Genomic DNA, 25,436 nt, shown 5'->3' on the forward strand with positions numbered 1-25,436 from the left:
AACTCGGCTAATGACTCACCTCTGTGAGGAACGCCCAGTACCTGTGTCCTGAAGGCATAGTTTGGTGGCGATAGCGAAGAGGTCACACCCGTTCCCATGCCGAACACGGAAGTTAAGCTCTTCAGCGCCGATGGTAGTTGGGGGTTTCCCCCTGTGAGAGTAGGACGCCGCCAAGCGATTAAAAAGATCAGCAGAAAAAGCTGATCTTTTTTTGTTTTATTTTTATTTTAGGTTTTATGAAGTCAAAAGTGGAAATAATAAAGAATAAGAGTAATTAGTTGAAAAAAAATTAAAAAGCACTTATATTAAATTTAAAGTCAAATATAGTCAAAGTCAAGTGAAGGAGGAGGTTGAGTGGGGAAAAATATTTCCGATATTATTGAACAGTATTTGAAACAAGTGCTAGAAAAAAACGGAAAGGAAATTTTGGAGATTAAACGAAGTGAAGTCGCCAATAAATTTCAGTGTGTTCCTTCCCAAATCAATTATGTCATTAATACGCGATTTACAAGTGAGCGAGGATATATTGTAGAGAGCAAGCGGGGCGGCGGTGGATATATTCGAATTATAAAAATTAAAATGAACGATAAGATCGATTTGATTAACAATATTATAGATCAAATTTACACTAGACTTTCCCAAGCCGCCTCAGATGACATTATCTTGCGTTTGTTAGAAAATGGAATTGTGACGAAAAGTGAGGCTAAGTTGATGGTCAGTGTAATGGATCGTTCAGTTCTATATATTGATTTGCCTGAGCGTGATGAGTTGAGGGCAAGAATGATGAAGGCCATGCTGACCTCTCTTAAATTTAAATAAAGCGGGTGAAAAGCATGATTTGTCAAGAATGTAAAGAAAGACCGGCTACTTTTCACTTTACAAAAGTCATTAACGGTGAAAAAAGAGAAATGCATATATGTGAACAATGTGCGAAAGAGAACAGTGAATCATACTCTATGAATGAAAATAACGGATTTTCCATTCATAATTTATTATCTGGACTTTTAAACATTGATTCAGCTTATAAAAACAGTGAAGCTAAAATTTTTAAACAACCTGAACAAATTTTACGCTGTAAAAAGTGCAATATGACCTTTCCTGAGTTTCGACAAACAGGACGTTTTGGCTGTTCGGAGTGTTATAAAACATTTCACTCATACATTACTCCGATTTTAAGAAAAGTTCACAGCGGCAATACTGTTCATGCAGGTAAAATTCCAAAACGAATTGGTGGCAATCTTCATGTCAGAAGACAAGTTGATACATTGAAAAAAGAATTAAAAGAATTAATTCAGCAGGAAGAGTTTGAAAAAGCTGCTAATATTAGAGACGAAATTCGCGCGCTTGAGCAAAGTCTGAGTGAAAACAAGAAGGAGGGGGAAGACTGATGTCACTACAGCATTTTATACAGAATGCTTTAAGTAGTTGGATGCGGCAAGAAGGTCCTGAAAGTGACATCGTGCTAAGCAGCCGGATTCGTCTGGCCCGTAATTTAGAGAAAGTGCGTTTCCCTTCACAATTTTCTAATGAAGAAGCATCAGCAATTATTGCTTTATTTGAAGAACAGTTTACCGGATATGAAGCCCATGAAATAGGTAAATTCGAAATGGTAAAAATGAATCAAATACAACCATTAGAAAAAAGGGTTTTAGTTGAAAAACATTTGATCAGTCCCCATTTGACGGAAGCTTCTTTTGGTGCATGTCTCCTTTCTGAAAACGAAGAAGTTAGCATTATGTTAAATGAAGAAGATCATGTGCGGATTCAATGTCTTTTCCCTGGTTTTCAACTATCTGATGCTTTAAAAGCAGCAAATCGAGTTGATGATTGGATGGAAGATAAAATCGATTATGCTTTTACAGAACAAAGGGGCTATTTAACAAGTTGTCCTACAAATGTAGGGACAGGGATGCGAGCTTCCGTTATGATGCACCTTCCTGCTTTAGTGTTGACTAGGCAAATTAATCGAATTATTCCAGCTATTAATCAATTAGGTCTAGTTGTAAGAGGAATTTACGGTGAAGGAAGCGAAGCATTAGGAAATATCTTTCAAATTTCTAATCAAATTACTCTTGGGAAGTCAGAAATTGACATTGTTGAAGATCTAAACAGTGTTGTTGTCCAGTTGATTGAACAAGAGCGTTCAGCAAGAAAGGCACTTTATCAAACTTCGCAAATAGGGTTGGAAGATCGCGTCTATAGGTCATACGGTGTATTATCCAACTGTCGGATGATTGAATCCAAAGAGACAGCCAGATGTCTATCAGATGTCCGGCTTGGGATAGATCTGGGCATAATAAAAGGTCTTTCCAGAAATATTTTAAATGAGCTCATGATTTTAACTCAGCCGGGTTTTCTTCAACAATATTCTGGAAGTGAACTAAGTGCTGACGAAAGGGATGTTAGAAGAGCAACTCTTATTAGAGAACGGCTTAAATTAGAGGATAATGGTGAATGATAGGAGGATGAAACGGTATGATGTTTGGGAGATTCACTGAAAGAGCGCAAAAAGTGCTTGCACTTGCTCAAGAAGAAGCTTTGCGTCTTGGTCACAATAATATTGGAACTGAACATATTTTGCTTGGACTTGTCAGAGAAGGTGAAGGAATTGCTGCAAAAGCATTGCAAGCCTCAGGTCTAAGTCCTGAGAAAATTCAAAAAGAGGTTGAAAGCCTGATCGGTCGCGGTCAAGAGATGACCCACAATGCCCCTTACACACCAAGGGCTAAAAAAGTGACTGAACTGGCATTCGATGAAGCAAGAAAACTAGGTCATTCATATGTGGGAACAGAACATATCCTCCTTGGTCTTATTCGGGAAGGAGAAGGTGTAGCTGCACGAGTGTTGAACAACCTAGGTGTCAGCCTAAATAAAGCGAGGCAACAGGTGTTACAGCTTTTGGGTAGTAATGAGAGCGGTGGTACAGCATCCGGAGCAAATAGTAATGCCAATACACCAACACTGGACAGTTTAGCTCGAGACCTGACTACAATCGCTAAAGAAGGCAGTCTTGACCCTGTTATTGGTCGTAGCAAAGAGATTCAACGTGTGATTGAAGTGCTGAGTCGCAGAACAAAGAATAACCCTGTTTTAATTGGTGAACCGGGTGTAGGTAAAACAGCGATAGCTGAAGGTTTAGCACAACAAATTATTAACAATGAAGTTCCAGAAATTTTGCGTGACAAACGGGTCATGACGCTTGATATGGGAACTGTAGTTGCAGGAACGAAATACCGTGGAGAATTTGAAGATCGTCTTAAAAAAGTGATGGATGAAATTCGGCAAGCAGGTAATATCATTCTATTTATTGATGAACTTCATACACTAATTGGAGCAGGAGGAGCAGAAGGCGCTATCGATGCTTCAAATATCCTGAAACCTTCTTTGGCCCGCGGTGAGCTACAGTGTATTGGGGCGACAACCCTTGATGAATATCGTAAATATATTGAAAAAGATGCTGCATTAGAACGACGTTTTCAGCCGATTCAGGTCGATCAACCATCACCTGCGGAGAGTATTCAAATTTTGAAGGGTCTTAGGGACCGCTATGAAGCTCATCATCGTGTCTCAATTACAGATGAAGCAATCGAAGCAGCTGTCAAACTGTCTGATCGTTACATTTCTGATCGCTTCTTGCCTGATAAAGCGATTGATTTAATCGATGAGGCTGGTTCAAAAGTTCGTTTACGTTCCTTTACAACACCACCAAAATTAAAAGAGCTTGAACAAAAGCTTGACGAGGTTCGTAAAGAAAAAGATGCCGCTGTTCAAAGTCAAGAATTTGAAAAAGCAGCCTCATTGCGTGACACAGAACAGCGTCTGCGGGAACAAGTTGAAGAAACAAAGAAAACATGGAAAGAAAAGCAAGGACAAGAAAATTCCGAAGTGACAGTTGATGATATTGCGATGGTGGTATCAAGCTGGACTGGGGTGCCTGTTTCAAAGATTGCTCAAACTGAAACAGATAAACTTTTAAATATGGAAAATATTTTACATTCTAGAGTGATCGGACAGGATGAAGCAGTGGTTGCTGTAGCGAAGGCTGTCAGACGTGCACGGGCTGGATTAAAAGATCCAAAACGTCCGATTGGTTCATTTATTTTCCTTGGTCCGACAGGTGTAGGTAAGACTGAGCTTGCCCGTGCGCTTGCAGAATCTATTTTTGGTGATGAAGAAGCGATGATTCGCATCGATATGTCAGAGTACATGGAGAAGCACTCAACATCAAGACTCGTTGGTTCACCTCCAGGGTATGTCGGTTATGATGAAGGCGGACAGCTAACTGAAAAAGTGAGAAGAAAACCATATTCAGTTGTCCTGCTTGATGAGATTGAAAAAGCTCATCCAGACGTATTCAATATTTTGTTGCAAGTTCTTGAAGACGGTCGTTTAACAGACTCAAAAGGACGTACAGTCGATTTCAGAAACACCATCTTAATTATGACTTCAAATGTAGGGGCCAGTGAACTGAGGCGCAATAAATATGTTGGGTTTAATGTTCATGATGAAACCCAGACTTATAAAGATATGAAAGATAAAGTGATGGGTGAGTTGAAGCGTGCCTTTAGACCTGAATTCATTAACCGTATTGATGAGATTATTGTCTTCCACTCCCTTGAGAAAAAACATTTGAAAGACATTGTTTCACTAATGTCAGAACAGTTGACAAAGCGCTTGAAAGAACAGGATCTTTCAATTGAACTATCTGAAGCAGCGAAAGAAAAAATTGCTGAAGAAGGTGTCGATCTTGAATACGGTGCTCGTCCACTCAGAAGAGCTATACAAAAACACGTTGAAGATCGGCTTTCAGAAGAACTTTTAAAAGATCAAATTAAAAAAGGACAGCATATTTTGCTAGATGTGGAAAATGGAGACTTTGTCGTAAAAACAGAAGTTAAAACGAACTAATATAGAGACAAAAGAAAGAGGCATACAGTTTGATTCGTATGCCTCACTTTCATATAAAGAGGAGCGTCTAAATGAGCAATGGCTAAAACAAAAACTAAATTTATTTGCCAATCATGCGGCTATGAATCTCCCAAGTGGATGGGGAAGTGCCCTGGATGTGGTACATGGAACACGATGGTAGAAGAAATGATTAAAAAACCTGCCGCAAACAGAAGAACAGCTTTTTCTCATTCAGTTGAAAAAGTACAGAAGCCTTCTCCTATCTCATCGATTGAAACAACAGAAGAGCCACGAATTAAAACGCAATTAGGCGAATTTAACCGTGTATTAGGAAACGGTATTGTCAAAGGTTCACTTGTCTTAATTGGTGGTGATCCTGGGATCGGAAAGTCGACTTTACTGCTACAAGTATCAGCCCAACTTGCAGAATCCAATGCAACTGTCCTGTATATTTCAGGAGAAGAATCTGTCAAACAAACGAAATTAAGAGCGGATCGGTTAGGTATCAATAGTCCGGCTCTACACGTTTTATCTGAAACCGATATGGAGTATATTACGTCTTCTATAGAAGAGATGAATCCTTCATTTGTTGTGGTTGATTCGATTCAAACTGTCTATCAAAGTGATATTACCTCTGCACCAGGCAGTGTGTCACAAGTGAGAGAGTGCACAGCTGAACTGATGAGAATAGCAAAAACAAAAGGAATCCCAATATTTATTGTTGGGCATGTAACAAAAGAAGGTTCGATAGCCGGACCAAGATTGCTGGAACATATGGTCGATACAGTCCTTTATTTTGAAGGTGAGCGGCACCATACGTTTCGGATTTTAAGAGCTGTTAAAAATCGATTTGGGTCAACTAATGAGATGGGCATTTTTGAAATGAGGGAAGAAGGCCTTACAGAGGTATTAAACCCCTCTGAAATATTTCTTGAAGAACGCTCTGCAGGTGCGGCTGGATCGAGTGTAGTCGCTTCAATGGAAGGTACTAGACCAGTTCTTGTTGAAATACAGGCACTCATATCTCCTACAAGCTTTGGTAATCCACGCAGAATGGCAACTGGAATTGACCATAACCGAGTTTCGCTATTAATGGCCGTGTTGGAAAAAAGAGTGGGGCTACTTTTGCAAAATCAAGATGCCTATTTAAAGGTAGCTGGCGGAGTGAAGTTAGATGAACCGGCAATAGATTTAGCTGTAGCCGTAAGCATCGCTTCAAGTTTTAAAGATAACCCGCCACATCCGACAGATTGTTTTATCGGGGAGGTCGGTTTAACAGGAGAAGTTCGAAGAGTGTCTAGGATTGAACAGCGAGTTCAGGAGGCGGCAAAGCTTGGGTTTAAGAGAATGATTATTCCATCAGCAAATTTGGAAGGATGGACCAGACCGAAAGGAATTGAGGTTGTCGGTGTGGAAAATGTAGCTGAGGCTCTTCGAACTTCATTAGGAGGATCATAATAGATGGAAAAAGATAAAAAAGGGGCGAAACAAGACCTTTCAGAAATATTGCAGTTTGTTGCCCCAGGTACACCTCTACGCGAGGGGATTGAAAATGTACTTCGAGCGAAAACTGGTGGATTAATTGTTGTTGGTTTTAATGACAAAGTAAAAGTAGTGGTTGATGGCGGATTCCATATTAATTCTTCTTTTTCTCCGGCTCATTTATATGAGTTGGCAAAAATGGATGGCGCTATTATCCTTAGTGATTCAGGACAAAAGATTTTATATGCAAATACCCAGCTTATGCCTGAGGCGACGATCGCTTCTTCAGAAACAGGGATGAGGCACAGGACAGCTGAGCGAGTTGCCAAACAGACTGGATGTCTGGTAATCGCCATATCTGAAAGACGGAATGTCATCACACTCTATCAAAAAAGTATGAAGTATATTCTTAAAGATATTGGCTTTATCTTAACAAAAGCCAATCAAGCGATTCAGACGCTTGAAAAGTACAAGCTGATTTTAGATCATGCAATTTCCACATTGAATGCCCTGGAGTTTGAAGAGCTTGTGTCATTTAGTGATGTCATATCTGTTCTCCATCGATATGAAATGGTGCTTCGAATTAAAAATGAGATTAATATGTATATTACAGAGCTCGGAACTGAAGGACATTTAATAAGACTACAAGTAAGTGAACTCATAACCGATATGGAACAAGAAGCAGCTCTTTTTGTAAAAGACTATGTCAAAGAAAAAGTTAAAGATCCGTTTGTTCTTTTAAAGCAACTTCAAGATATGTCCAGCTTTGAATTGTTGGATGATAGTATTTTATTAAAGCTTCTTGGGTACTCAGCTTCAACAAATATGGAGGACTATGTTTTTCCACGAGGTTACAGACTTCTTCACAAAATTCCAAGGTTGCCGATGCCGATTGTCGAAAATGTTGTTGAAGCATTTGGTCATTTAAAGCTGATCATCGAAGCAGATATGAAGGAATTAGATGAAGTAGACGGAATCGGTACAGTTCGCGCCCAAAAAATCAAGAATGGACTTAAAGGATTACAAGAAAAACATTATATTGATCGACCATAGTAGTCTTTTTCTAATAATTGATTAAAAAATGAAATATCTGGGTATAATATTTTTAATTTTATTTTACTGACAGTTCTATTTATAAACTATTGAACATTAAAAAAGGAGGTGAAGGTATGTTAAAACGAATAGTTCAGGCGTTTTTTGCGATTTTGGGAGGCGTTATCGGTGTTTTTCTCGTACCGGAATTGTTTGTACTGTTGAACGTGAAGGACATACCTTTAGTAACAAATCCGTATGTATCTGCTTGTTTGGGGGCTATTATCTTTTTTCTTATTGGCATCTGGTGTGCGGATTATGTGATCAACTGGTTGAAAAGAATTGAGGACTCTTTAATAAAAGCCCCTGTTTCAGACTTGTTGTTTGGATCATTAGGGTTGGTTTTTGGGCTTTTGCTGGCATATCTTATTGTTAATCTTATCCCGTTGAAGTATTTCCCATATCAGTTAATCGGCACTGTCATTCCCCTTGTATTAGCTGCACTTCTTGGTTATTTGGGGTTCAGGGTAGGGTTTAAGAAAAAAGATGAGATTCTCACTCTTTTTACGTCACGAAAGAAAAAAGGTCCGGTTGAAGAGGAGCGTACTAGAGAAGATAAAAGGCTGAAAATATTAGACACAAGTGTTATTATAGACGGAAGAATCGCTGATATTTGTCAAACAGGTTTTCTTGAAGGTGTTATCGTGATTCCTCAATTCGTTCTTGGAGAACTTCAGCATATCGCTGACTCATCTGACGTTCTTAAACGCAACAGAGGTCGAAGAGGTCTGGATATTTTAAATAGAATTCAAAAAGAGTTAAATATCAAGGTTGAAATTTATGAAGGCGATTTTGAAGATATTCAAGAAGTTGACAGTAAACTAGTCAAACTTGCGAAGCTAACTTCAGGTGTTGTTGTCACAAATGACTTCAATTTAAATAAAGTGTGTGAACTTCAAAAGGTGGCTGTTCTTAATATTAATGATTTGGCCAATGCCGTTAAGCCTGTCGTGCTTCCTGGTGAAGAGATGAAGGTACAGGTGATAAAAGACGGTAAAGAACATAATCAAGGTGTCGGTTATTTGGATGATGGCACAATGATCGTTGTTGAAGAAGGTCGAAACTATATTGGTAAACATATCGATGTGCTCGTGACCAGTGTACTGCAGACAGCTGCGGGAAGAATGATATTCGCGAAACCGAAACTGCTGGAGAAGGCGCTGTAAAAAGGGAGAAAGAAAGATGGATTATCAAGTCATTATTCCTGCTGCCGGACAAGGCAAACGAATGAATGTCGGAAAAAATAAACTGTTTATTAAGGCAAAAGGAACACCTGTTATTATTCATACACTAAAGGTGTTTGAACATCACAGTGCATGTAAAAGCATCATTCTTGTGATCAATGAGAAAGAATACGATGAATTTAACCGTCTTTTAAAAGAGTATCATTTTATCACACCTATCAAAATTGTAACTGGCGGAAACGAACGCCAGCACAGTGTTATGCAAGGAATTCAAGCAGTTGGAAAAGAAGGAATGGTCCTTGTTCATGATGGGGCCAGACCGTTTATCAAACAGGAACATATCGAACAGCTTGTTATAAAAGCAAATGAAACAGGTGCTGCAATTGTTGCTGTACCAGTTAAAGATACTATCAAACGCGTTCAAGACAATGAGATAACTGGAACTATTGAACGTTCAAGCTTGTGGGCCGCTCAAACCCCGCAAGCTTTTCGTCTTTCTATTTTGATGAACGCCCATCTTAAAGCTGAAGCAACAGGTTTTTTTGGAACAGATGATGCCAGTCTGGTCGAAGAAGCGGGTGGAAAGGTCGCTATTATTCAGGGGGATTATCAAAACATTAAGTTGACAACACCTGATGACCTGCTTGTTGCAGAGGCGATATTAGAAGCGGAAAGAAGGAATGAACATGTTTAGAATTGGACAAGGGTTTGACGTTCATCAGCTTGTAAAAGGAAGACCGCTTATTATTGGAGGAGTGACGATTCCATCTGAACAAGGTCTTTTGGGGCATTCTGATGCTGATGTGCTTTTGCATACCATTGCTGATGCTTGTCTCGGAGCGATTGGAGAAGGTGATATTGGCAAACATTTTCCGGATACTGATCCAGAATTCAAAGATGCCGATTCCTTTAAGCTTCTTCAGCATGTGTGGCAGTTAGTCAAGGGGAAAGGGTATACGCTTGGAAACCTTGATTGTACGATCATTGCCCAAAAACCAAAAATGGCTCCTTATATTGAAGACATGCGGGTCAGAATTGCGGAAGGATTGGATGCTGATATTTCGCAAATTAATGTAAAGGCGACGACAACCGAAAAGCTTGGGTTTACAGGAAGAGCTGAAGGAATAGCCGCTCAGGCTGTTGTACTCATCCAAAAAAGATGATTCACTTTGTAGGTCATTTCATTTAATGATAGAATAGAACTAAATTTGAACTATGACCTGATACGAAAGGAAGTTAGACAGATGGGAAATGAAGTTCGGGTTCGATATGCACCGAGTCCTACCGGTCATTTACATATCGGAAATGCAAGAACCGCCCTTTTTAATTATTTATTTGCTCGAAGCCAAGGTGGGAAATTCATCGTTCGGATAGAAGATACAGATCAAAAACGAAATATTGCCGGTGGAGAGCAAAGCCAGCTCAATTATTTAAAATGGCTGGGCATGGATTGGGATGAAAGCATAGATGTCGGTGGTCAATATGGACCATACCGTCAATCTGAAAGAAACGAAATTTACAAAACATATTATGAAGAACTGCTTGAAAAAGGTCTGGCATATCATTGTTATTGCACAGAGGAAGAGCTTGAGAAAGAGCGAGAAGACCAATCAGCTCGCGGAGAAATGCCGCGTTATTCTGGAAAGTGTTGTAGCTTAACAAAAGAAGAACAAGAAAAACATCTTGCTGAAGGAAGGCAGCCAAGCATCCGTTTTAAGGTTCCTAAGGGAGACGTCATTACTTTTAAAGACATTGTCAAAGACGACATTACGTTTGAAACAGATGGAATCGGTGATTTTGTCATTGTCAAAAAAGACGGAACACCAACATATAACTTTGCTGTCGCAGTCGATGATTATTTGATGAAAATTACACATGTTTTACGTGGAGAAGACCACATTTCTAATACACCGAAGCAGATCATGATCTATCATGCGTTTGGTTGGGACGTTCCGAATTTTGGACATATGACACTGATCGTCAATGAAAATCGTAAAAAACTAAGTAAACGCGATGAATCAATCATTCAATTTATTGAACAGTATGAAGAACTTGGTTATTTGCCGGAAGCGCTATTTAACTTCATTGCTCTGCTTGGCTGGTCACCGGTCGGTGAAGAAGAACTGTTTACAAAAGAACAGTTTATCGAGATCTTTGATGTGAAGCGTTTATCAAAATCACCAGCTGTGTTTGATACGCATAAACTGAAATGGGTTAATAACCAATATGTGAAAAAACTTGATCTTGATCAGGTTATTCAATTGACGGTGCCACATTTGCAGAAAGCAGGGAAACTTTCACAAGAACTTTCTGAAAATGAACAAGAATGGGTTCGTAAGCTCATCTCTCTTTATCAAGAACAGTTAAGTTATGGTGCGGAAATTGTCGAGTTAACGGAGTTGTTCTTTAAAGACGAAATCCAGTATAATCATGAAGCAAGAACAGTTTTGGAAGAAGAACAGGTTCCGGAAGTGCTTCAAGTATTTGCTGAAAAACTTGAACAGTTAGAGGATTTTACTGCGGAAAACATCAAGGCATCCATCAAAGCTGTTCAAAAGGAAACAGGACATAAAGGAAAAAAACTGTTTATGCCAATCCGTGTGGCAACAACAGGTCAGACTCATGGACCTGAATTGCCTCAGTCGATTGAATTGATCGGAAAAGATACTGTTTTAAAACGGTTGAAAAGTAAATAAGCAAAAATCATTGACAGAGAAAAGTATAAAGCAGATGGCTATTAAAGAGAGAGTCTTCACCGGCTGAGAGAGACTTAAATGCCTTGCTTTAGAAATGCACTCTTGAGACCTTTAAAGAACGTTTTAAACTAGTATTTAAAGGCGGTGTCCACCGTTATGGATGAAAGTTGGGAAAACAGATAGGCTGTTTTCTAAACAGAGTGGAACCGCGTTTATCAAAACGTCTCTGTCATTAGGACAGAGGCGTTTTTTGTATGGTTTAATATCAGTAAAAAAGAGAAGCGGGAAAAGGGGGGAATTATGTGTTTTTGAAAATGCTTAAAGAAGATGTGGAAGTCGTATTTGATCAAGATCCGGCTGCCAGAAGCTATTTTGAAGTCATCCTCACGTATTCAGGCTTGCATGCAATATGGGCTCATCGAATTGCACATGCTTTATATAAAAGAAAAAGATTTTTCATTGCCAGAGTCATCTCACAAATTTCTCGCTTCTTCACAGGAATCGAAATTCATCCAGGTGCGAAGATTGGCAGGAGGTTTTTTATCGATCATGGAATGGGTGTTGTTATTGGAGAGACATGTGAGATCGGCCATAATGTAACAGTTTTTCAAGGAGTGACTCTTGGAGGAACAGGAAAAGAAAAAGGCAAGCGGCATCCGACAATTGAGGATGATGCATTGATATCAACAGGGGCCAAGGTACTTGGTTCTATCACGATAGGGAGAGGTTCAAAAATCGGAGCGGGCTCTGTTGTTCTACATGATGTTCCAGAGTGTTCAACTGTCGTCGGAATCCCGGGACGTGTTGTTGTCCAAAATGGAAAGAAAATTAAACGGGATCTTAATCATCAGGATTTACCAGATCCAGTGGCTGACCGTTTCCGAGAATTAGAACGTGAAATCCAGCGTCTTAAAGAAGAACTAAAGGAAAAAGAAGGGAAGATGAGTCATGACGATTGTACTTTATAATACACTGACAAGAAAAAAAGAACAGTTCATCCCTCTTGAAGAGGGCAAAGTGAAAATGTATGTTTGCGGACCGACTGTTTATAACTACATTCACATTGGAAATGCAAGACCGGCTATCGTCTACGATACCGTCAGAAAATACTTGGAGTACAGAGGCTATGATGTTCACTATATCTCCAACTTTACTGATGTTGATGATAAATTGATTAAAGCGGCAGAGGAGCTCGGTGAAGAGGTGCCTGTGATCGCCGAACGGTTTATCAAGGCGTACTTCGAAGATGTTGGTTCACTTGGCTGCTCAAAAGCCGATTGCCATCCACGTGTGACTGAAAATATGGATGATATTATTGATTTTATTAAGACTTTGATTGAAAAGGGCTACGCTTATGAAGCCGAGGGAGATGTTTATTATAAAACAAGATCATTTGCTGGCTATGGAAAGCTTTCTCACCAATCGATTGATGAGTTAAGATCAGGTGCACGAATTCAGATCGGTGAGAAAAAAGCGGATGCTCTTGACTTTGCCTTATGGAAAGCGACTAAAGAAAATGAAATCTCTTGGGATAGTCCATGGGGAAAAGGGCGGCCAGGCTGGCATATTGAGTGCTCGGCAATGGCTAGAAAATACTTAGGAGATTCGATCGATATTCATGCTGGCGGACAGGATTTGACATTTCCACACCATGAAAATGAAATTGCCCAATCTGAAGCTTTAACAGGAAAGACTTTTGCGAAATATTGGCTTCATAACGGTTATATTAATATCGATAATGAAAAGATGTCCAAATCTCTAGGTAATTTTGTTCTTGTTCACGAGATTATTAAAGAATATGATCCGAAAGTACTGAGGTTTTTTATGTTGTCTGTTCATTATAGGCATCCAATTAACTATTCAGTTGACTTGTTGGAGAATACAAAAAATGCTTTTGATCGGTTAAAAACCGCTTATGGCAATTTGCAATATCGGCTAAAAAGCAGTACAAATTTAACAGAAGGGGATTCCATGTGGTTTGAAAAAATTGCTGAGCAGCGTACCGCTTTTGAAACTGCAATGGATGATGACTTCAATACAGCGAATGCGATTTCTGTCCTGTTCGATTTAGCTAAGCATGCAAACTACTATTTACAAGAAAAGAACACTGCTGAACATGTAATCAAGTCTTTCCTTCAGCTGTTTGATGAGATTTCTTCGGTTCTGGGGTTTTCACTTCAGGAACAAGAGCTTTTGAATCAAGAAGTTGAAGAGTTGATTGAAAAGAGAAACGAAGCGCGCAGAAATCGAGATTTTGCAACATCTGACAACATCCGTGATCAATTAAAAAGCATGAACATCATTTTAGAGGATACTCCTCAAGGGACACGCTGGAAAAGAGGAGAATCATAAACATGAAGTTAGAAACCATTAAACATGCTAAACAAATGAATGGGCTAGCACTGGCTTACATGGGTGATGCCGTTTTAGACATCTATGTCAGGCATCACCTGTTAAAGCAAGGGGTGTCAAAACCTCATGACTTACACAAACGGTCAAGTCATTATGTTTCTGCAAAATCACAGGCATGTATGCTATTTGAACTGGAAAAGCAAGGTTTTTTCACGGAAGAAGAACAAGCTGTGCTCAGAAGAGGACGAAATGCAAAATCAGGAACAGTACCTAAAAATACAGATGTTCAAACGTACCGCTACAGTACAGCTTTTGAAGCGGTTATAGGGTATCTTTTTTTGGAAAACAGAGAAGAAAGGCTTGACGAGTTGATTCAAAAAGCATTGGAAAAACGGGATGGAAAGGAGGAAATAAAATGACACAGCAACACGATTATGTTATTGGGAAAAATGCGGTAATTGAAACGTTAAAATCAGACCGAGAACTGTATAAATTGTGGATGGCGGAAAACACGGTGAAGGGACAAGCTCAGCAAGTCGTAGAACTCGCAGCTAAAAGAGGGATTACAATTCAGTATGTTCCCAGAAAAAAACTTGATCAGATGGTTTCCGGACAGCATCAGGGGGTGGTCGCACAAGTTGCGGCATATGAGTATGCACAATTAGACGACCTTTTTCAGAAGGCAGAAGCGAAAAATGAACAGCTGTTTATTCTCGTATTAGATGAAATCGAAGATCCGCATAATCTAGGATCAATTATGCGGACAGCTGATGCAGCTGGTGCCCATGGAATCATCATTCCAAAACGGCGTGCGGTCGGTCTTACCACTACTGTTGCAAAGGCCTCAACAGGTGCAATTGAACATATTCCGGTCGTTAGAGTAACCAATCTTTCACGAACATTAGAAGAGCTGAAAGAACAGGGTGTCTGGGTTGCCGGTACCGATGCGTCAGCGAATCAGGATTACAGGTCAATGGATGGAAACATGCCGCTAGCATTGGTGATCGGGAGTGAAGGAAAAGGAATGGGGAGACTTGTCAAAGAAAAATGCGATTTTCTCTATTCTCTGCCAATGGTAGGAAAAGTCACTTCTTTAAATGCGTCTGTTGCAGCCGGCTTGCTTATGTATGAAGTTCTTCGGAAGCGAAGCCCTTTAGGAGATTAAAGAGGCAATGGACATCCTTTTAGTAGACGGCTATAACATGATTGGATCCTGGCCTAAGTTAAAGGATCTAAAAAAGAACAGCTTTGAAGAAGCAAGGGACCTGTTGATTCAAAAAATGGCAGAATATCAATCTTACACGGGTTTTCGTGTGATTGTTGTGTTTGATGCACACCTAGTCAAAGGGATTGAAAAGAAAAAAATCAATCACCGTGTAGAGGTGATTTTCACAAGAGAAAACGAAACAGCTGATGAACGAATTGAAAAACTAGCTTCAGATTTAAATGATATTCAAACGCAAATTCATGTTGCTACATCAGACTATACTGAGCAGTGGGCGATCTTTGGGCAGGGAGCGTTACGCAAGTCTGCCCGGGAATTGCTGAGGGAAGTTGAAGCGATTGAAAGAAAAATTGAAAAAAGGGTAAAAAAAATTACCTCTGAACGCCCAATCAGCAAGATACCAATCTCAGAAGAAGTTCTAAAAAAATTTGAAAAATGGCGGCGGGGCGATTTGGAGTAGGTTGACGCATTTTTAGCTATTACTGTATAATATTTCTATCTACGTGCGGTCGGGGGGATCGGAGTGAACTTAAAAAACAACCAGGGAAAATTCAGCAAGGAGCAGTTCAGCAAAGAACGGTTTTGCCAGTTGGAAGATGAGCAGGTTATTGAAATGGTTCATGTCGGAGACAGTGATGCGTTAGATTATTTAATTACAAAGTACCGTAACTTTGTGAGGGCAAAAGCGAGATCCTATTTTTTAATTGGAGCTGATCGAGAGGATATTGTTCAGGAAGGGATGATTGGTCTCTATAAATCTATCCGTGATTTTAAAGAGGACAAGCTGACTTCTTTTAAAGCTTTTGCAGAATTATGCATTACCCGCCAAATTATTACCGCGATTAAAACAGCTACTCGTCAAAAACATATTCCGTTAAATTCTTATGTGTCGCTGGACAAGCCTATTTATGACGAAGATTCAGACCGGACGCTTCTGGATGTTATTTCGGGAGCTAAAGTAATGAATCCAGAAGAGTTGATCATCAATCAGGAAGAGTTTGATGATATTGAACTTAAGATGGGAGAATTACTTAGCGATTTAGAAAGAAAAGTACTTGCACTTTATCTTGATGGAAGATCCTATCAGGAGATTTCCGAAGAGTTGAATCGCCATGTCAAATCAATCGATAACGCGCTTCAACGTGTCAAACGCAAACTGGAGAAATATCTGGAACTTCGTGAAATCAGTTTGTAACTGATGCTTCCGGCTTATTGACAGTGAATTTAGTACTGTGGTATTTTACTAAAAGAAATGATTGTCCAGAAAAAAGGTGTAAACATGAAGAAAAAAATAACATTAGCTTGTAAAAATTGCGGGAGTCGCAATTATACGACAATGAAAAGCTCCGCAGCATTAGCTGAGCGGCTTGAAGTAAAGAAATACTGTAATAACTGCAACTCACATACAGTACATCTGGAAACAAAATAGTTTTTTTGTTTTTAGATTGTGGAGGCGTAATATGAAATTTTTTAAAAATGTCGCAAAAGAAATGAAGAAAGTCACTTGGCCAAAAGGCAAAGAATTAACGCGCTATACGATTACTGTTATTATTACTGTTGTTTTTTTCGCGGTCTTTTTTGCCTTGGTCGATTCGGGTTTTACACAATTAATTCGTTTAATAGTTGAATAATGATCAGGAAAACGTGTTATAATAGATCTAAATATGACTCGCAAAAAAACCCGTTCAACGGGTTTTTTCATTGTTTCAAAATATGAGGCTCGTATAAAAGAATGTCGGTTTCTCATTACGGCCCAAAAATTATGGTGTGGGGAGGGAAGGACTAGAGAGGTCCTGAATGAGAATGGAAAAGAAATGGTATGTTGTACACACGTACTCCGGCTATGAAAATAAGGTCAAAGCAAACTTAGAAAAACGGGTTGAATCGATGGGGATGCAGGATAAAATTTTCCGTGTCGTTGTACCTGAAGAAGAAGAAACGGATTTCAAAAACGGTAAGAAAAAAGTAGTTAAAAAGAAAGTATTCCCTGGTTACGTTTTAGTTGAACTTGTGATGACAGATGACTCTTGGTATGTTGTCAGAAATACACCAGGTGTGACAGGCTTTGTCGGCTCTGCTGGTTCAGGTTCTAAACCGACCGCTTTACTACCAGGCGAAGCAGAAAGAATTTTGAAAAGAATGGGCCTTGAAGAACGAAAAACAGAAATTGATTTTGAATTGAAGGAAACTGTTAAAGTGATCGATGGTCCGTTTGCTGATTTTACAGGGACAATTGAAGAGATCGATCATGACAAAAACAAGGTGAAAGTCTTTGTTAATATGTTCGGAAGAGAAACCCCTGTTGAACTTGAATTTACTCAAGTTGACAAATTGTAATGGAATAAGCGCTTGAAATCACTATATAAAAGTGGTAATATACAAAGGTGCGTCTTGGCAGAAATGTCAAGGCAGCTAGCTTGATATTTTCATCATTCATATAAAGAATGAGACCTTGAGTGGGAGGGTTCACCCTATTACCACATCACGGACTTAAGGAGGTGTGTCTCGTGGCTAAAAAAGTAGTAAAAGTAGTAAAATTGCAAATTCCTGCTGGGAAAGCGAATCCAGCTCCACCAGTTGGTCCTGCGTTAGGTCAAGCCGGTGTTAACATCATGGGATTCTGTAAGGAGTTTAACGCTCGTACATCTGACCAAGCTGGTCTTATCATTCCTGTAGAAATTTCGGTTTACGAAGACCGTTCATTTACATTTATTACAAAAACTCCGCCGGCTGCTGTGTTACTTAAAAAAGCGGCTGGAATTGAGTCAGGTTCTGGTGAACCTAACCGTAATAAAGTGGCAACCGTCAAGCGTGATAAAGTACGTGAAATCGCTGAAACAAAAATGCCTGACTTGAATGCAGCAAGTGTTGAAGCGGCTATGCGCATGGTTGAAGGAACTGCCCGCAGTATGGGTATTGTGATTGAAGACTAATTTTTTGTTTCTTTGTTGGGTTGCGAGTTTGGATTAGACAAGTTCGCAACCCTTATTCGTGGGAGGTTATTCCGCTAAAACCACTAAGGAGGAAATTTTTAAATGGCAAAAAAAGGAAAGAAGTACGTAGAAGCTGCTAAGCTTGTTGAACGTACAAAAGCTTATGATGTAAATGAAGCGATTGAACTTGTGAAAAAAACAAACACAGCTAAATTTGATGCTACTGTTGAAGCGGCATTTCGTTTAGGTGTTGATCCTCGTAAAAATGATCAGCAAATCCGCGGTGCGGTTGTTCTTCCAAATGGAACAGGTAAAACACAACGCGTCCTTGTTTTCGCTAAAGGAGAAAAAGCGAAAGAAGCAGAAGCTGCTGGTGCAGATTATGTAGGGGATACTGATTACATCAACAAAATTCAGCAAGGTTGGTTTGAATTTGATGTGATCGTGGCGACTCCTGATATGATGGGTGAAGTCGGTAAAATCGGACGTGTGCTTGGACCAAAAGGTCTTATGCCAAACCCTAAAACAGGTACAGTTACTTTTGAAGTTGAAAAAGCAGTAAACGAAATCAAAGCTGGTAAAGTTGAATATCGTGTCGATAAAGCTGGAAACATTCATGTGCCAATCGGTAAAGTTTCATTTGATGATGTGAAGCTTGTTGAAAACTTTGCAACAATTTACGATACAGTTATGAAAGCAAAACCTGCTGCTGCTAAAGGTGTATATGTGAAGAATGTATCTGTCACATCTACAATGGGACCTGGAATTAAAGTGGACCCTTCAACTTTTAACGTAAAATAGTATTGACTCATATCATTCGTTTTGATATAATTCAAAACGTTGTAAAATAAAATATGTCCATTTATACCGTAGACAGTAGGTGCCTGTGGCTTAATTTCCTACCGAGGTGTATATATATCACAGCTTTACGTAACGTATGCTTGTATATACAGCCTCCATGTCAAATGGAGGCTTTTTATATGGAATTCGTCGTTAAAGAACGTGACACCGAGGCGGTATAAGTGTTACACGATTAAATCTACAGGAGGTGTAACCATGAGCAGCGTAATTGAAACAAAAAGAGCTGTTGTTCAAGAAATTGCTTCTAAACTAAAAGAAAGTAAATCAACAATTGTTGTTGATTATCGCGGTCTTAATGTTTCTGAAGTAACTGAACTTCGTAAGCAACTCCGCGAAGCGAACGTTGAGTTCAAAGTTTACAAAAACACAATGACTCGTCGTGCGGTTGAACAAGCTGAACTTGATGGTTTGAATGATGTCTTAACTGGACCGAATGCGATTGCATTTAGTGCTGAAGATGTTGTCGCTCCAGCAAAAGTGATTAACGAGTTTGCTAAAAAACACGACGCTCTTGAAATCAAAGCTGGCGTTATCGAAGGTAAAGTTTCTACTGTTGAAGAAGTGAAAGCTCTTGCTGAACTTCCATCACGCGAAGGCTTGCTTTCTATGTTGCTTAGTGTACTTCAAGCTCCAGTTCGCAATCTTGCTCTTGCTACAAAAGCTGTGGCAGAACAAAAGGAAGAACAAGGCGCTTAATATAGTCTGTTTCATAAAAAATGAAAACAAATGGAGGAATTACAAATGGCTTTAAACATTGAAGAAATCATTGCTTCCGTTAAAGAAGCAACTGTGCTTGAATTAAACGAGTTAGTAAAAGCAATTGAAGAAGAGTTTGGTGTAACTGCAGCTGCTCCTGTAGCTGTAGCTGCTGCTGCTGCTGGCGGAGCTGCTGAAGAGCAAACTGAATTTGATCTTATTCTTGCTGGAGCAGGAGATCAAAAGATCAAAGTTATCAAAGTTGTGCGTGAAATCACTGGTCTTGGTTTGAAAGATGCTAAAGAACTTGTTGATAACACTCCAAAACCTCTTAAAGAAGGTATTGCCAAAGAAGAAGCTGAAGAGCTTAAAGCTAAACTTGAAGAAGTTGGCGCTTCTGTAGAAGTTAAGTAATCTTCGCCTAACCTTTTAGGGGAAAGCTCGCTTTTAAAAGCGAGCTTTTTCTTTGCTGATTAACTATTTTTCTTCCGTATAATAAAAGCCATCTTGCTTCAAGATAGTGAAAAGGGTTCACAACTTTAGGAGGTTCTATCATGACTGACCATTATTATTCTGAAAAACCTTCAGTGAAGAGCAACAAAATAAAGTGGACATTTCTATTAAGGAACCGGACATTTACATTTGTAAGTGACAGTGGCGTGTTTTCAAAAAAAGAGGTCGACTTTGGTTCTAGACTGCTGATTGAGGCTTTCCAAGAACCTGAGGTAGAAGGTGATTTTTTAGATGTAGGCTGTGGATACGGTCCTATCGGTCTTTCTCTTGCTGCAGATTTTAAAAATCGACTCGTTCACATGGTTGATGTCAATGAAAGGGCAGTTGAACTTTCAAAAGATAATGCGTTACATAATCAGATCGAAAACGTTGATATATACCAAAGTGATCTGTTTTCCAATGTCGATCCTGCTAAAACATTCGCTTCTATTATTACGAATCCCCCTATACGAGCTGGGAAAAAAATAGTGCATGCTATCTTTGAAAAAAGTGCCGAATATTTACGGTCTTCAGGTGACTTATGGGTCGTCATTCAAAAAAAACAAGGCGGGCCTTCTGCTATTGATAAATTAAAAGAGCTTTTTGCGGATGTTGAAATCGTCCAAAAAAAGAAAGGATACTATATTATCAGAGCAAAAAAAGTTTGACTCGAATTTTCAGCTATGTTAGTATTATAAAATGCCAATGTATATATTTTGCTTGCCGCTTTTTTTCTGAAACATATTGGTTTGTATAAAATATATATTTATGGAAACACTAATAAAATCGGTATTTTGTTTTTGGATGTGGTTTTCTAATTAGAAACCCTTTTTTCTTTTGTCTTGTAAAGGTATTTCTTACATATATGAGAAAGAAATGCTTGTTACACATATATTACGCATGATTTGAGGGGTGAATCAGTTGACAGGTCAACTAGTTCAGTATGGACGACACCGCCAGCGCAGAAGCTATGCACGCATTAGCGAAGTGTTAGAATTACCAAATCTCATTGAAATTCAGACCTCTTCTTATCAGTGGTTTCTTGATGAGGGTCTTAGAGAGATGTTTCAAGACATATCACCAATTGAGGATTTCACTGGTAACCTCTCTCTGGAATTTATTGATTACAGCTTAGGTGATCCAAAGTATCCAGTAGAAGAATCAAAAGAACGTGATGTAACCTATTCAGCTCCGTTGCGGGTTAAAGTTCGCTTAATCAACAAAGAAACTGGCGAGGTAAAAGACCAGGATGTTTTCATGGGGGATTTCCCGATCATGACAGACACCGGTACCTTTATTATTAACGGTGCGGAACGCGTCATTGTATCTCAGCTTGTTCGTTCTCCAAGTGTATATTTCAGTGGTAAAGTTGACAAAAACGGTAAAAAAGGTTTTACCGCAACTGTCATTCCAAACCGTGGCGCATGGTTAGAATACGAGACAGATGCGAAAGATGTTGTTTATGTCCGCATTGATCGCACACGTAAGTTGCCGGTTACGGTTCTTTTGCGTGCTCTTGGCTTTGGATCTGATCAGGAGATTATTGATCTTGTCGGTGAAAACGAGTATTTGCGCAATACTCTTGATAAAGATAATACAGAAAACACTGATAAGGCACTTCTTGAAATTTACGAACGCCTCCGTCCTGGAGAGCCGCCAACAGTGGAAAATGCAAAGAGTTTGCTTGACTCAAGGTTTTTTGATCCAAAAAGATATGACCTTGCAAGTGTAGGACGTTATAAAATTAATAAAAAGCTCCACATTAAAAATCGTCTTTTCAATCAACGACTTGCGGAAACGCTTATCGATCCTGAAACAGGAGAGATTCTTGCTGAAAAAGGTACGATTTTGGACAGAAGAACACTTGATAAAGTACTGCCATACTTAGAAAATGGGATCGGCTTTAAAAAGCTGTATCCGAATGGCGGTGTAGTCGAAGATGAAGTGATCCTTCAATCTATTAAAATCTACGCTCCAACTGACCAAGAAGGGGAGCAAACGATCAATGTGATCGGGAATGCTTTTATTGAGGAAGGTGTCAAAAATATTACACCAGCCGATATTATCTCTTCAATCAGCTATTTCTTCAATTTGCTTCATGGAGTTGGAGACACTGATGATATTGACCATTTAGGAAACCGCAGACTCCGTTCTGTAGGTGAACTGTTACAAAACCAGTTCCGGATTGGTCTAAGCAGGATGGAACGCGTTGTTCGGGAAAGAATGTCCATTCAGGACACAAATACGATCACGCCTCAGCAACTGATTAACATTCGTCCTGTTATTGCTTCTATTAAAGAATTTTTCGGAAGTTCACAGCTTTCTCAGTTCATGGATCAAACAAATCCGCTTGCTGAGTTAACGCATAAGCGTCGCCTATCAGCGCTCGGACCTGGTGGTTTGACACGTGAACGTGCCGGAATGGAAGTGCGTGACGTTCACTATTCACATTATGGTCGGATGTGTCCGATTGAAACACCTGAGGGTCCAAACATCGGGTTGATTAACTCGCTTTCTTCGTTTGCTAAAGTAAATCGTTTTGGCTTTATTGAAACACCTTATCGCAGGGTTGATCCTGAGACAGGAAAAGTTACGCCAAGAATCGATTATTTAACGGCTGATGAAGAAGATAACTATGTTGTGGCACAGGCAAACGCTCGCCTTGCTGAAGACGGTTCATTTGTTGACGACCAAATTATCGCCCGCTTTAGAGGTGAGAACACAGTTGTTCCCAAAGACCGTTTTGATTACATGGACGTTTCACCAAACAGGTTGTCTCTGCAGCCACTGCGTGTATTCCTTTCTTGGAAAACGCTGACTCAAACCGGTGCTTTGATGGGTGCGAACATGCAACGTCAAGCCGTTCCGCTTATGCAGCCTGAATCACCAGTTGTCGGAACCGGAATGGAGTATGTATCAGCGAAAGACTCTGGTGCTGCTGTCATCTGTCGCTATCCGGGAATCGTTGAACGGGTAGAGGCTAAAAATGTTTGGGTTCGCAGATATGAGGAAGTAGATGGTCAAAAGGTAAAAGGAAATCTTGATAAATACAGTATGCTGAAATTTGTTCGTTCCAACCAGGGAACTTGCTATAATCAGCGTCCAATTGTGAGCGTCGGAGATGAGGTTGTAAAAGGTGAAATTTTAGCTGATGGTCCTTCTATGGAAAAGGGTGAACTTGCCCTTGGACGCAATGTGATGGTCGGCTTCATGACATGGGAAGGCTATAACTATGAGGATGCCATCATCATGAGTGAACGCCTTGTTAAAGACGACGTATATACATCGATCCATATTGAAGAATATGAATCAGAAGCTAGAGATACGAAACTTGGGCCTGAAGAAATCACACGCGATATTCCAAACGTTGGAGAAGATGCTCTTCGCAACTTGGATGAGCGCGGTATTATTCGTGTCGGTGCTGAAGTAAAAGACGAGATCTTCTTGTTGGAAAAGTAACGCCAAAAGGGGTTACTGAGCTTACTGCAGAAGAACGCCTGCTTCATGCTATTTTCGGGAAAAAGCGCGTGAAGTTCGCGATACATCTCTCCCGTGTTCCGCACGGCGGAGGCGGGATTATCCTTGATGTCAAAGTTTTCAATCGTGAAGATGGCGATGAACTGCCTCCTGGCGTCAATCAGCTTGTCCGGGTGTACATTGTTCAGAAGCGTAAAAATTCTGAAGGGGACAAAATGGCAGGCCGACATGGTAATAAAGGGGTTATCTCGAAGATTCTGCCTGAAGAAGATATGCCATATCTACCTGATGGAACACCAATTGATATTATGTTAAACCCACTCGGCGTTCCATCACGGATGAACATCGGGCAAGTATTGGAGCTTCACCTCGGTATGGCTGCACGCCGTCTCGGTCTTCACTTCGCATCACCGGTATTTGACGGTGCCCGTGAAGAAGATGTATGGGAAACGCTTGAAGAAGCTGGGATGTCAAGAGATGCAAAAACTGTACTATACGATGGTCGCACGGGAGAACCGTTTGATAACCGGGTTTCTGTTGGGATCATGTATATGATCAAACTTTGCCACATGGTTGATGACAAACTCCATGCTCGGTCAACAGGACCTTATTCACTCGTTACTCAACAACCTCTCGGAGGTAAAGCGCAATTCGGCGGACAGCGTTTTGGTGAGATGGAGGTGTGGGCACTTGAAGCATATGGTGCTGCATACACACTTCAAGAAATTCTGACTGTTAAATCCGATGATGTCGTGGGTCGTGTGAAGACTTACGAAGCGATCGTAAAAGGTGACAACGTGCCAGAACCAGGTGTTCCAGAATCGTTTAAAGTATTAATTAAAGAACTTCAAAGTTTAGGTATGGATGTTAAAATTCTCTCAAGTGATGAAGAAGAAATTGAAATGAGAGACTTGGAAGATGATGAGGATGCAAAACAAAATGAAGGTCTTACTTTATCGAATGATGAAGATGAAGAAGCGGCATCCCTGATATAGAACATGATAGCGTCACGAAGGATAAATGAATTTTTGTGCAAGTGACAGGGTATACCCGAAGAAAAAGGGAGGTAGGCCCCTTGCTAGATGTGAACAATTTTGAGTATATGAACATCGGTCTCGCTTCACCTGATAAAATCCGTTCATGGTCTTATGGAGAAGTGAAAAAGCCTGAAACAATCAACTATCGTACTTTGAAACCTGAAAAAGATGGTCTGTTCTGTGAGCGCATTTCGGTCCTCAAAAGGACTGGAATGCCATTGCGGAAAGTACAAGCGAGTTCGTTATAAAGGCGTATTTGTGACCGTTGTGGAGTTGAAGTAACGCGGGCTAAAGTCCGACGAGAAAGAATGGGACATATTGAGTTGGCGGCTCCAGTTTCTCATATTTGGTATTTTAAAGGAATACCAAGCCGTATGGGTCTTGTGCTAGATATGTCACCTCGTGCTTTAGAAGAGTGATCTATTTTGGATTCCTATGTGGTAACAGACCCGGCCAACACGCCGCTTGAGAAGAAGCAGCTGTTGTCTGAAAAAGAATACCGGCATATCTTGATAAATACGGAAACAAGTTTCAAGCTTCTATGGGCGCAGAAGCGATCCATAAACTTCTTCAAGATATCGATCTTGTAAAGAAGTAGATGCACTTAAAGAAGAGCTTAAAACGTCTCAAGGACAGCGACGGACACGGCGATCAACGACTTGAAGTATTGGAGGCTTTCCGTAATTCCGAAACAAACCATCTTGGATGATCCTTGATGTTCTTCCGGTTATTCCTCCTGAACTGAGACCGATGGTACAGCTTGACGGTGGTCGTTTTGCAACATCTGATTTAAATGATCTTTACCGCCGTGTCATTAACCGTAACAATCGCTTAAAACGTCTTCTTGATCTTGGAGCACCAAGTATCATTGTGCAAAACGAAAAACGTATGCTTCAGAAGCAGTCGACGCATTAATTGATAATGGGCGCAGAGGTCGTCTGTTACAGGTCCAGGAAATAGACCGTTGAAATCACTTTCTCATATGTTGAAAGGTAAACAAG

General features: G+C 40.0%; 25 protein-coding genes, 1 rRNA gene, 2 pseudogenes and 2 other annotated features. All 28 genes and pseudogenes read left to right on the forward strand.

All coding sequences use genetic code 11. The features are described from left to right. Positions 1 to 60: 60 nt before the first annotated feature. Positions 61 to 176 (forward strand): 5S ribosomal RNA (gene rrf / locus HOO54_RS02195). A gap of 178 nt (positions 177 to 354) precedes the next feature. Beyond that, a complete protein-coding gene (locus HOO54_RS02200) occupies positions 355 to 819 on the forward strand; it encodes a CtsR family transcriptional regulator (protein WP_172292020.1) in 465 nt (154 codons plus the stop codon). A gap of 14 nt (positions 820 to 833) precedes the next feature. Beyond that, positions 834 to 1,388, forward strand: coding sequence for a protein-arginine kinase activator protein McsA (mcsA, locus tag HOO54_RS02205; protein WP_172292022.1), 555 nt, complete (start codon positions 834 to 836; stop codon positions 1,386 to 1,388). Further along, positions 1,388 to 2,458, forward strand: coding sequence for a protein-arginine kinase McsB (mcsB, locus tag HOO54_RS02210; protein WP_172292024.1), 1,071 nt, complete (start codon positions 1,388 to 1,390; stop codon positions 2,456 to 2,458). Before mcsA ends, mcsB begins: the two co-directional genes overlap by 1 nt. Before the next feature lie 17 nt (positions 2,459 to 2,475). After that, a complete protein-coding gene (gene clpC / locus HOO54_RS02215; RefSeq protein WP_172292026.1) occupies positions 2,476 to 4,908 on the forward strand; it encodes an ATP-dependent protease ATP-binding subunit ClpC in 2,433 nt (810 codons plus the stop codon). Positions 4,909 to 4,986: 78 nt separating this feature from the next. Continuing rightward, positions 4,987 to 6,366, forward strand: coding sequence for a DNA repair protein RadA (radA, locus tag HOO54_RS02220; protein ID WP_172292028.1), 1,380 nt, complete (start codon positions 4,987 to 4,989; stop codon positions 6,364 to 6,366). Between the two features lie 3 nt (positions 6,367 to 6,369). Then, entirely contained in the window at positions 6,370 to 7,443 is a 1,074-nt protein-coding gene (gene disA, locus HOO54_RS02225) for a DNA integrity scanning diadenylate cyclase DisA (RefSeq protein ID WP_172292030.1), read from the forward strand. A 116-nt stretch (positions 7,444 to 7,559) separates the two neighbouring features. After that, positions 7,560 to 8,648: a PIN/TRAM domain-containing protein gene (locus HOO54_RS02230; RefSeq protein WP_172292032.1), complete on the forward strand. Its 1,089-nt coding sequence runs from the start codon at positions 7,560 to 7,562 to the stop codon at positions 8,646 to 8,648. Positions 8,649 to 8,664: 16 nt separating this feature from the next. Further along, entirely contained in the window at positions 8,665 to 9,360 is a 696-nt protein-coding gene (ispD, locus tag HOO54_RS02235; protein ID WP_172292034.1) for a 2-C-methyl-D-erythritol 4-phosphate cytidylyltransferase, read from the forward strand. Next, positions 9,353 to 9,829 carry a 2-C-methyl-D-erythritol 2,4-cyclodiphosphate synthase gene (ispF, locus tag HOO54_RS02240; protein ID WP_172292036.1) on the forward strand — a complete coding sequence of 159 codons (477 nt, stop codon included), beginning with the start codon at positions 9,353 to 9,355 and terminating at the stop codon, positions 9,827 to 9,829. The genes ispD and ispF overlap by 8 nt, the downstream gene beginning before the upstream one ends. An 81-nt stretch (positions 9,830 to 9,910) precedes the next feature. Further along, positions 9,911 to 11,362, forward strand: coding sequence for a glutamate--tRNA ligase (gltX, locus tag HOO54_RS02245; RefSeq protein WP_172292038.1), 1,452 nt, complete (start codon positions 9,911 to 9,913; stop codon positions 11,360 to 11,362). 1 nt (position 11,363) lies between these two features. Further along, positions 11,364 to 11,593: a binding site (T-box leader), on the forward strand. A gap of 71 nt (positions 11,594 to 11,664) precedes the next feature. Then, positions 11,665 to 12,330, forward strand: coding sequence for a serine O-acetyltransferase (gene cysE / locus HOO54_RS02250; protein WP_172292040.1), 666 nt, complete (start codon positions 11,665 to 11,667; stop codon positions 12,328 to 12,330). After that, entirely contained in the window at positions 12,311 to 13,714 is a 1,404-nt protein-coding gene (gene cysS, locus HOO54_RS02255) for a cysteine--tRNA ligase (RefSeq protein WP_172292042.1), read from the forward strand. The genes cysE and cysS overlap by 20 nt, the downstream gene beginning before the upstream one ends. A 2-nt stretch (positions 13,715 to 13,716) precedes the next feature. Continuing rightward, entirely contained in the window at positions 13,717 to 14,133 is a 417-nt protein-coding gene (locus HOO54_RS02260; RefSeq protein ID WP_172292044.1) for a Mini-ribonuclease 3, read from the forward strand. Continuing rightward, on the forward strand, positions 14,130 to 14,879 hold the full coding sequence (gene rlmB, locus HOO54_RS02265; protein ID WP_172292046.1) for a 23S rRNA (guanosine(2251)-2'-O)-methyltransferase RlmB: 750 nt from the start codon (positions 14,130 to 14,132) through the stop codon (positions 14,877 to 14,879). Before HOO54_RS02260 ends, rlmB begins: the two co-directional genes overlap by 4 nt. Positions 14,880 to 14,886: 7 nt before the next feature. Then, the gene (gene rae1 / locus HOO54_RS02270) at positions 14,887 to 15,399 is read left to right on the forward strand and encodes a ribosome-dependent mRNA decay endonuclease Rae1/YacP (RefSeq protein WP_172292048.1); all 513 of its coding nucleotides are present in this window, start codon (positions 14,887 to 14,889) and stop codon (positions 15,397 to 15,399) included. A 63-nt stretch (positions 15,400 to 15,462) separates the two neighbouring features. Continuing rightward, positions 15,463 to 16,134, forward strand: a complete 672-nt coding sequence (gene sigH / locus HOO54_RS02275) for an RNA polymerase sporulation sigma factor SigH (protein WP_172292050.1) — start codon at positions 15,463 to 15,465, stop codon at positions 16,132 to 16,134. Positions 16,135 to 16,218: 84 nt separating this feature from the next. Further along, positions 16,219 to 16,368, forward strand: a complete 150-nt coding sequence (rpmG, locus tag HOO54_RS02280) for a 50S ribosomal protein L33 (protein ID WP_172292052.1) — start codon at positions 16,219 to 16,221, stop codon at positions 16,366 to 16,368. A 31-nt stretch (positions 16,369 to 16,399) separates the two neighbouring features. Beyond that, a complete protein-coding gene (secE, locus tag HOO54_RS02285) occupies positions 16,400 to 16,570 on the forward strand; it encodes a preprotein translocase subunit SecE (protein WP_172292054.1) in 171 nt (56 codons plus the stop codon). Positions 16,571 to 16,742: 172 nt separating this feature from the next. After that, positions 16,743 to 17,276 carry a transcription termination/antitermination protein NusG gene (gene nusG, locus HOO54_RS02290; RefSeq protein ID WP_076762597.1) on the forward strand — a complete coding sequence of 178 codons (534 nt, stop codon included), beginning with the start codon at positions 16,743 to 16,745 and terminating at the stop codon, positions 17,274 to 17,276. 170 nt (positions 17,277 to 17,446) lie between these two features. Next, a complete protein-coding gene (gene rplK, locus HOO54_RS02295; RefSeq protein WP_172292056.1) occupies positions 17,447 to 17,872 on the forward strand; it encodes a 50S ribosomal protein L11 in 426 nt (141 codons plus the stop codon). A 102-nt stretch (positions 17,873 to 17,974) separates the two neighbouring features. Beyond that, entirely contained in the window at positions 17,975 to 18,673 is a 699-nt protein-coding gene (gene rplA, locus HOO54_RS02300; RefSeq protein ID WP_172292058.1) for a 50S ribosomal protein L1, read from the forward strand. A 48-nt stretch (positions 18,674 to 18,721) separates the two neighbouring features. Further along, positions 18,722 to 18,860: a sequence feature (ribosomal protein L10 leader region), on the forward strand. A gap of 68 nt (positions 18,861 to 18,928) precedes the next feature. Beyond that, on the forward strand, positions 18,929 to 19,429 hold the full coding sequence (gene rplJ, locus HOO54_RS02305) for a 50S ribosomal protein L10 (protein ID WP_172292060.1): 501 nt from the start codon (positions 18,929 to 18,931) through the stop codon (positions 19,427 to 19,429). Between the two features lie 45 nt (positions 19,430 to 19,474). Next, positions 19,475 to 19,843 (forward strand): 50S ribosomal protein L7/L12, encoded by a 369-nt coding sequence (gene rplL / locus HOO54_RS02310; protein ID WP_172292062.1) that lies wholly within the window; start codon positions 19,475 to 19,477, stop codon positions 19,841 to 19,843. A gap of 140 nt (positions 19,844 to 19,983) precedes the next feature. After that, positions 19,984 to 20,589 carry a class I SAM-dependent methyltransferase gene (locus HOO54_RS02315; RefSeq protein WP_172292064.1) on the forward strand — a complete coding sequence of 202 codons (606 nt, stop codon included), beginning with the start codon at positions 19,984 to 19,986 and terminating at the stop codon, positions 20,587 to 20,589. 319 nt (positions 20,590 to 20,908) lie between these two features. After that, positions 20,909 to 23,988 (forward strand): annotated as a pseudogene (rpoB, locus tag HOO54_RS02320) (DNA-directed RNA polymerase subunit beta); the annotation flags it as partial. Positions 23,989 to 24,072: 84 nt separating this feature from the next. After that, a complete protein-coding gene (locus HOO54_RS24015) occupies positions 24,073 to 24,393 on the forward strand; it encodes a DNA-directed RNA polymerase subunit beta (protein ID WP_253907593.1) in 321 nt (106 codons plus the stop codon). Positions 24,394 to 24,473: 80 nt separating this feature from the next. Continuing rightward, positions 24,474 to 25,436: pseudogene (locus HOO54_RS23815) on the forward strand (DNA-directed RNA polymerase subunit beta'); the annotation flags it as partial.

The organism is Bacillus sp. WMMC1349 (assembly GCF_013155385.1).
In the GTDB taxonomy this organism is placed as follows: Bacteria; Bacillota; Bacilli; order Bacillales; family Bacillaceae; genus Bacillus.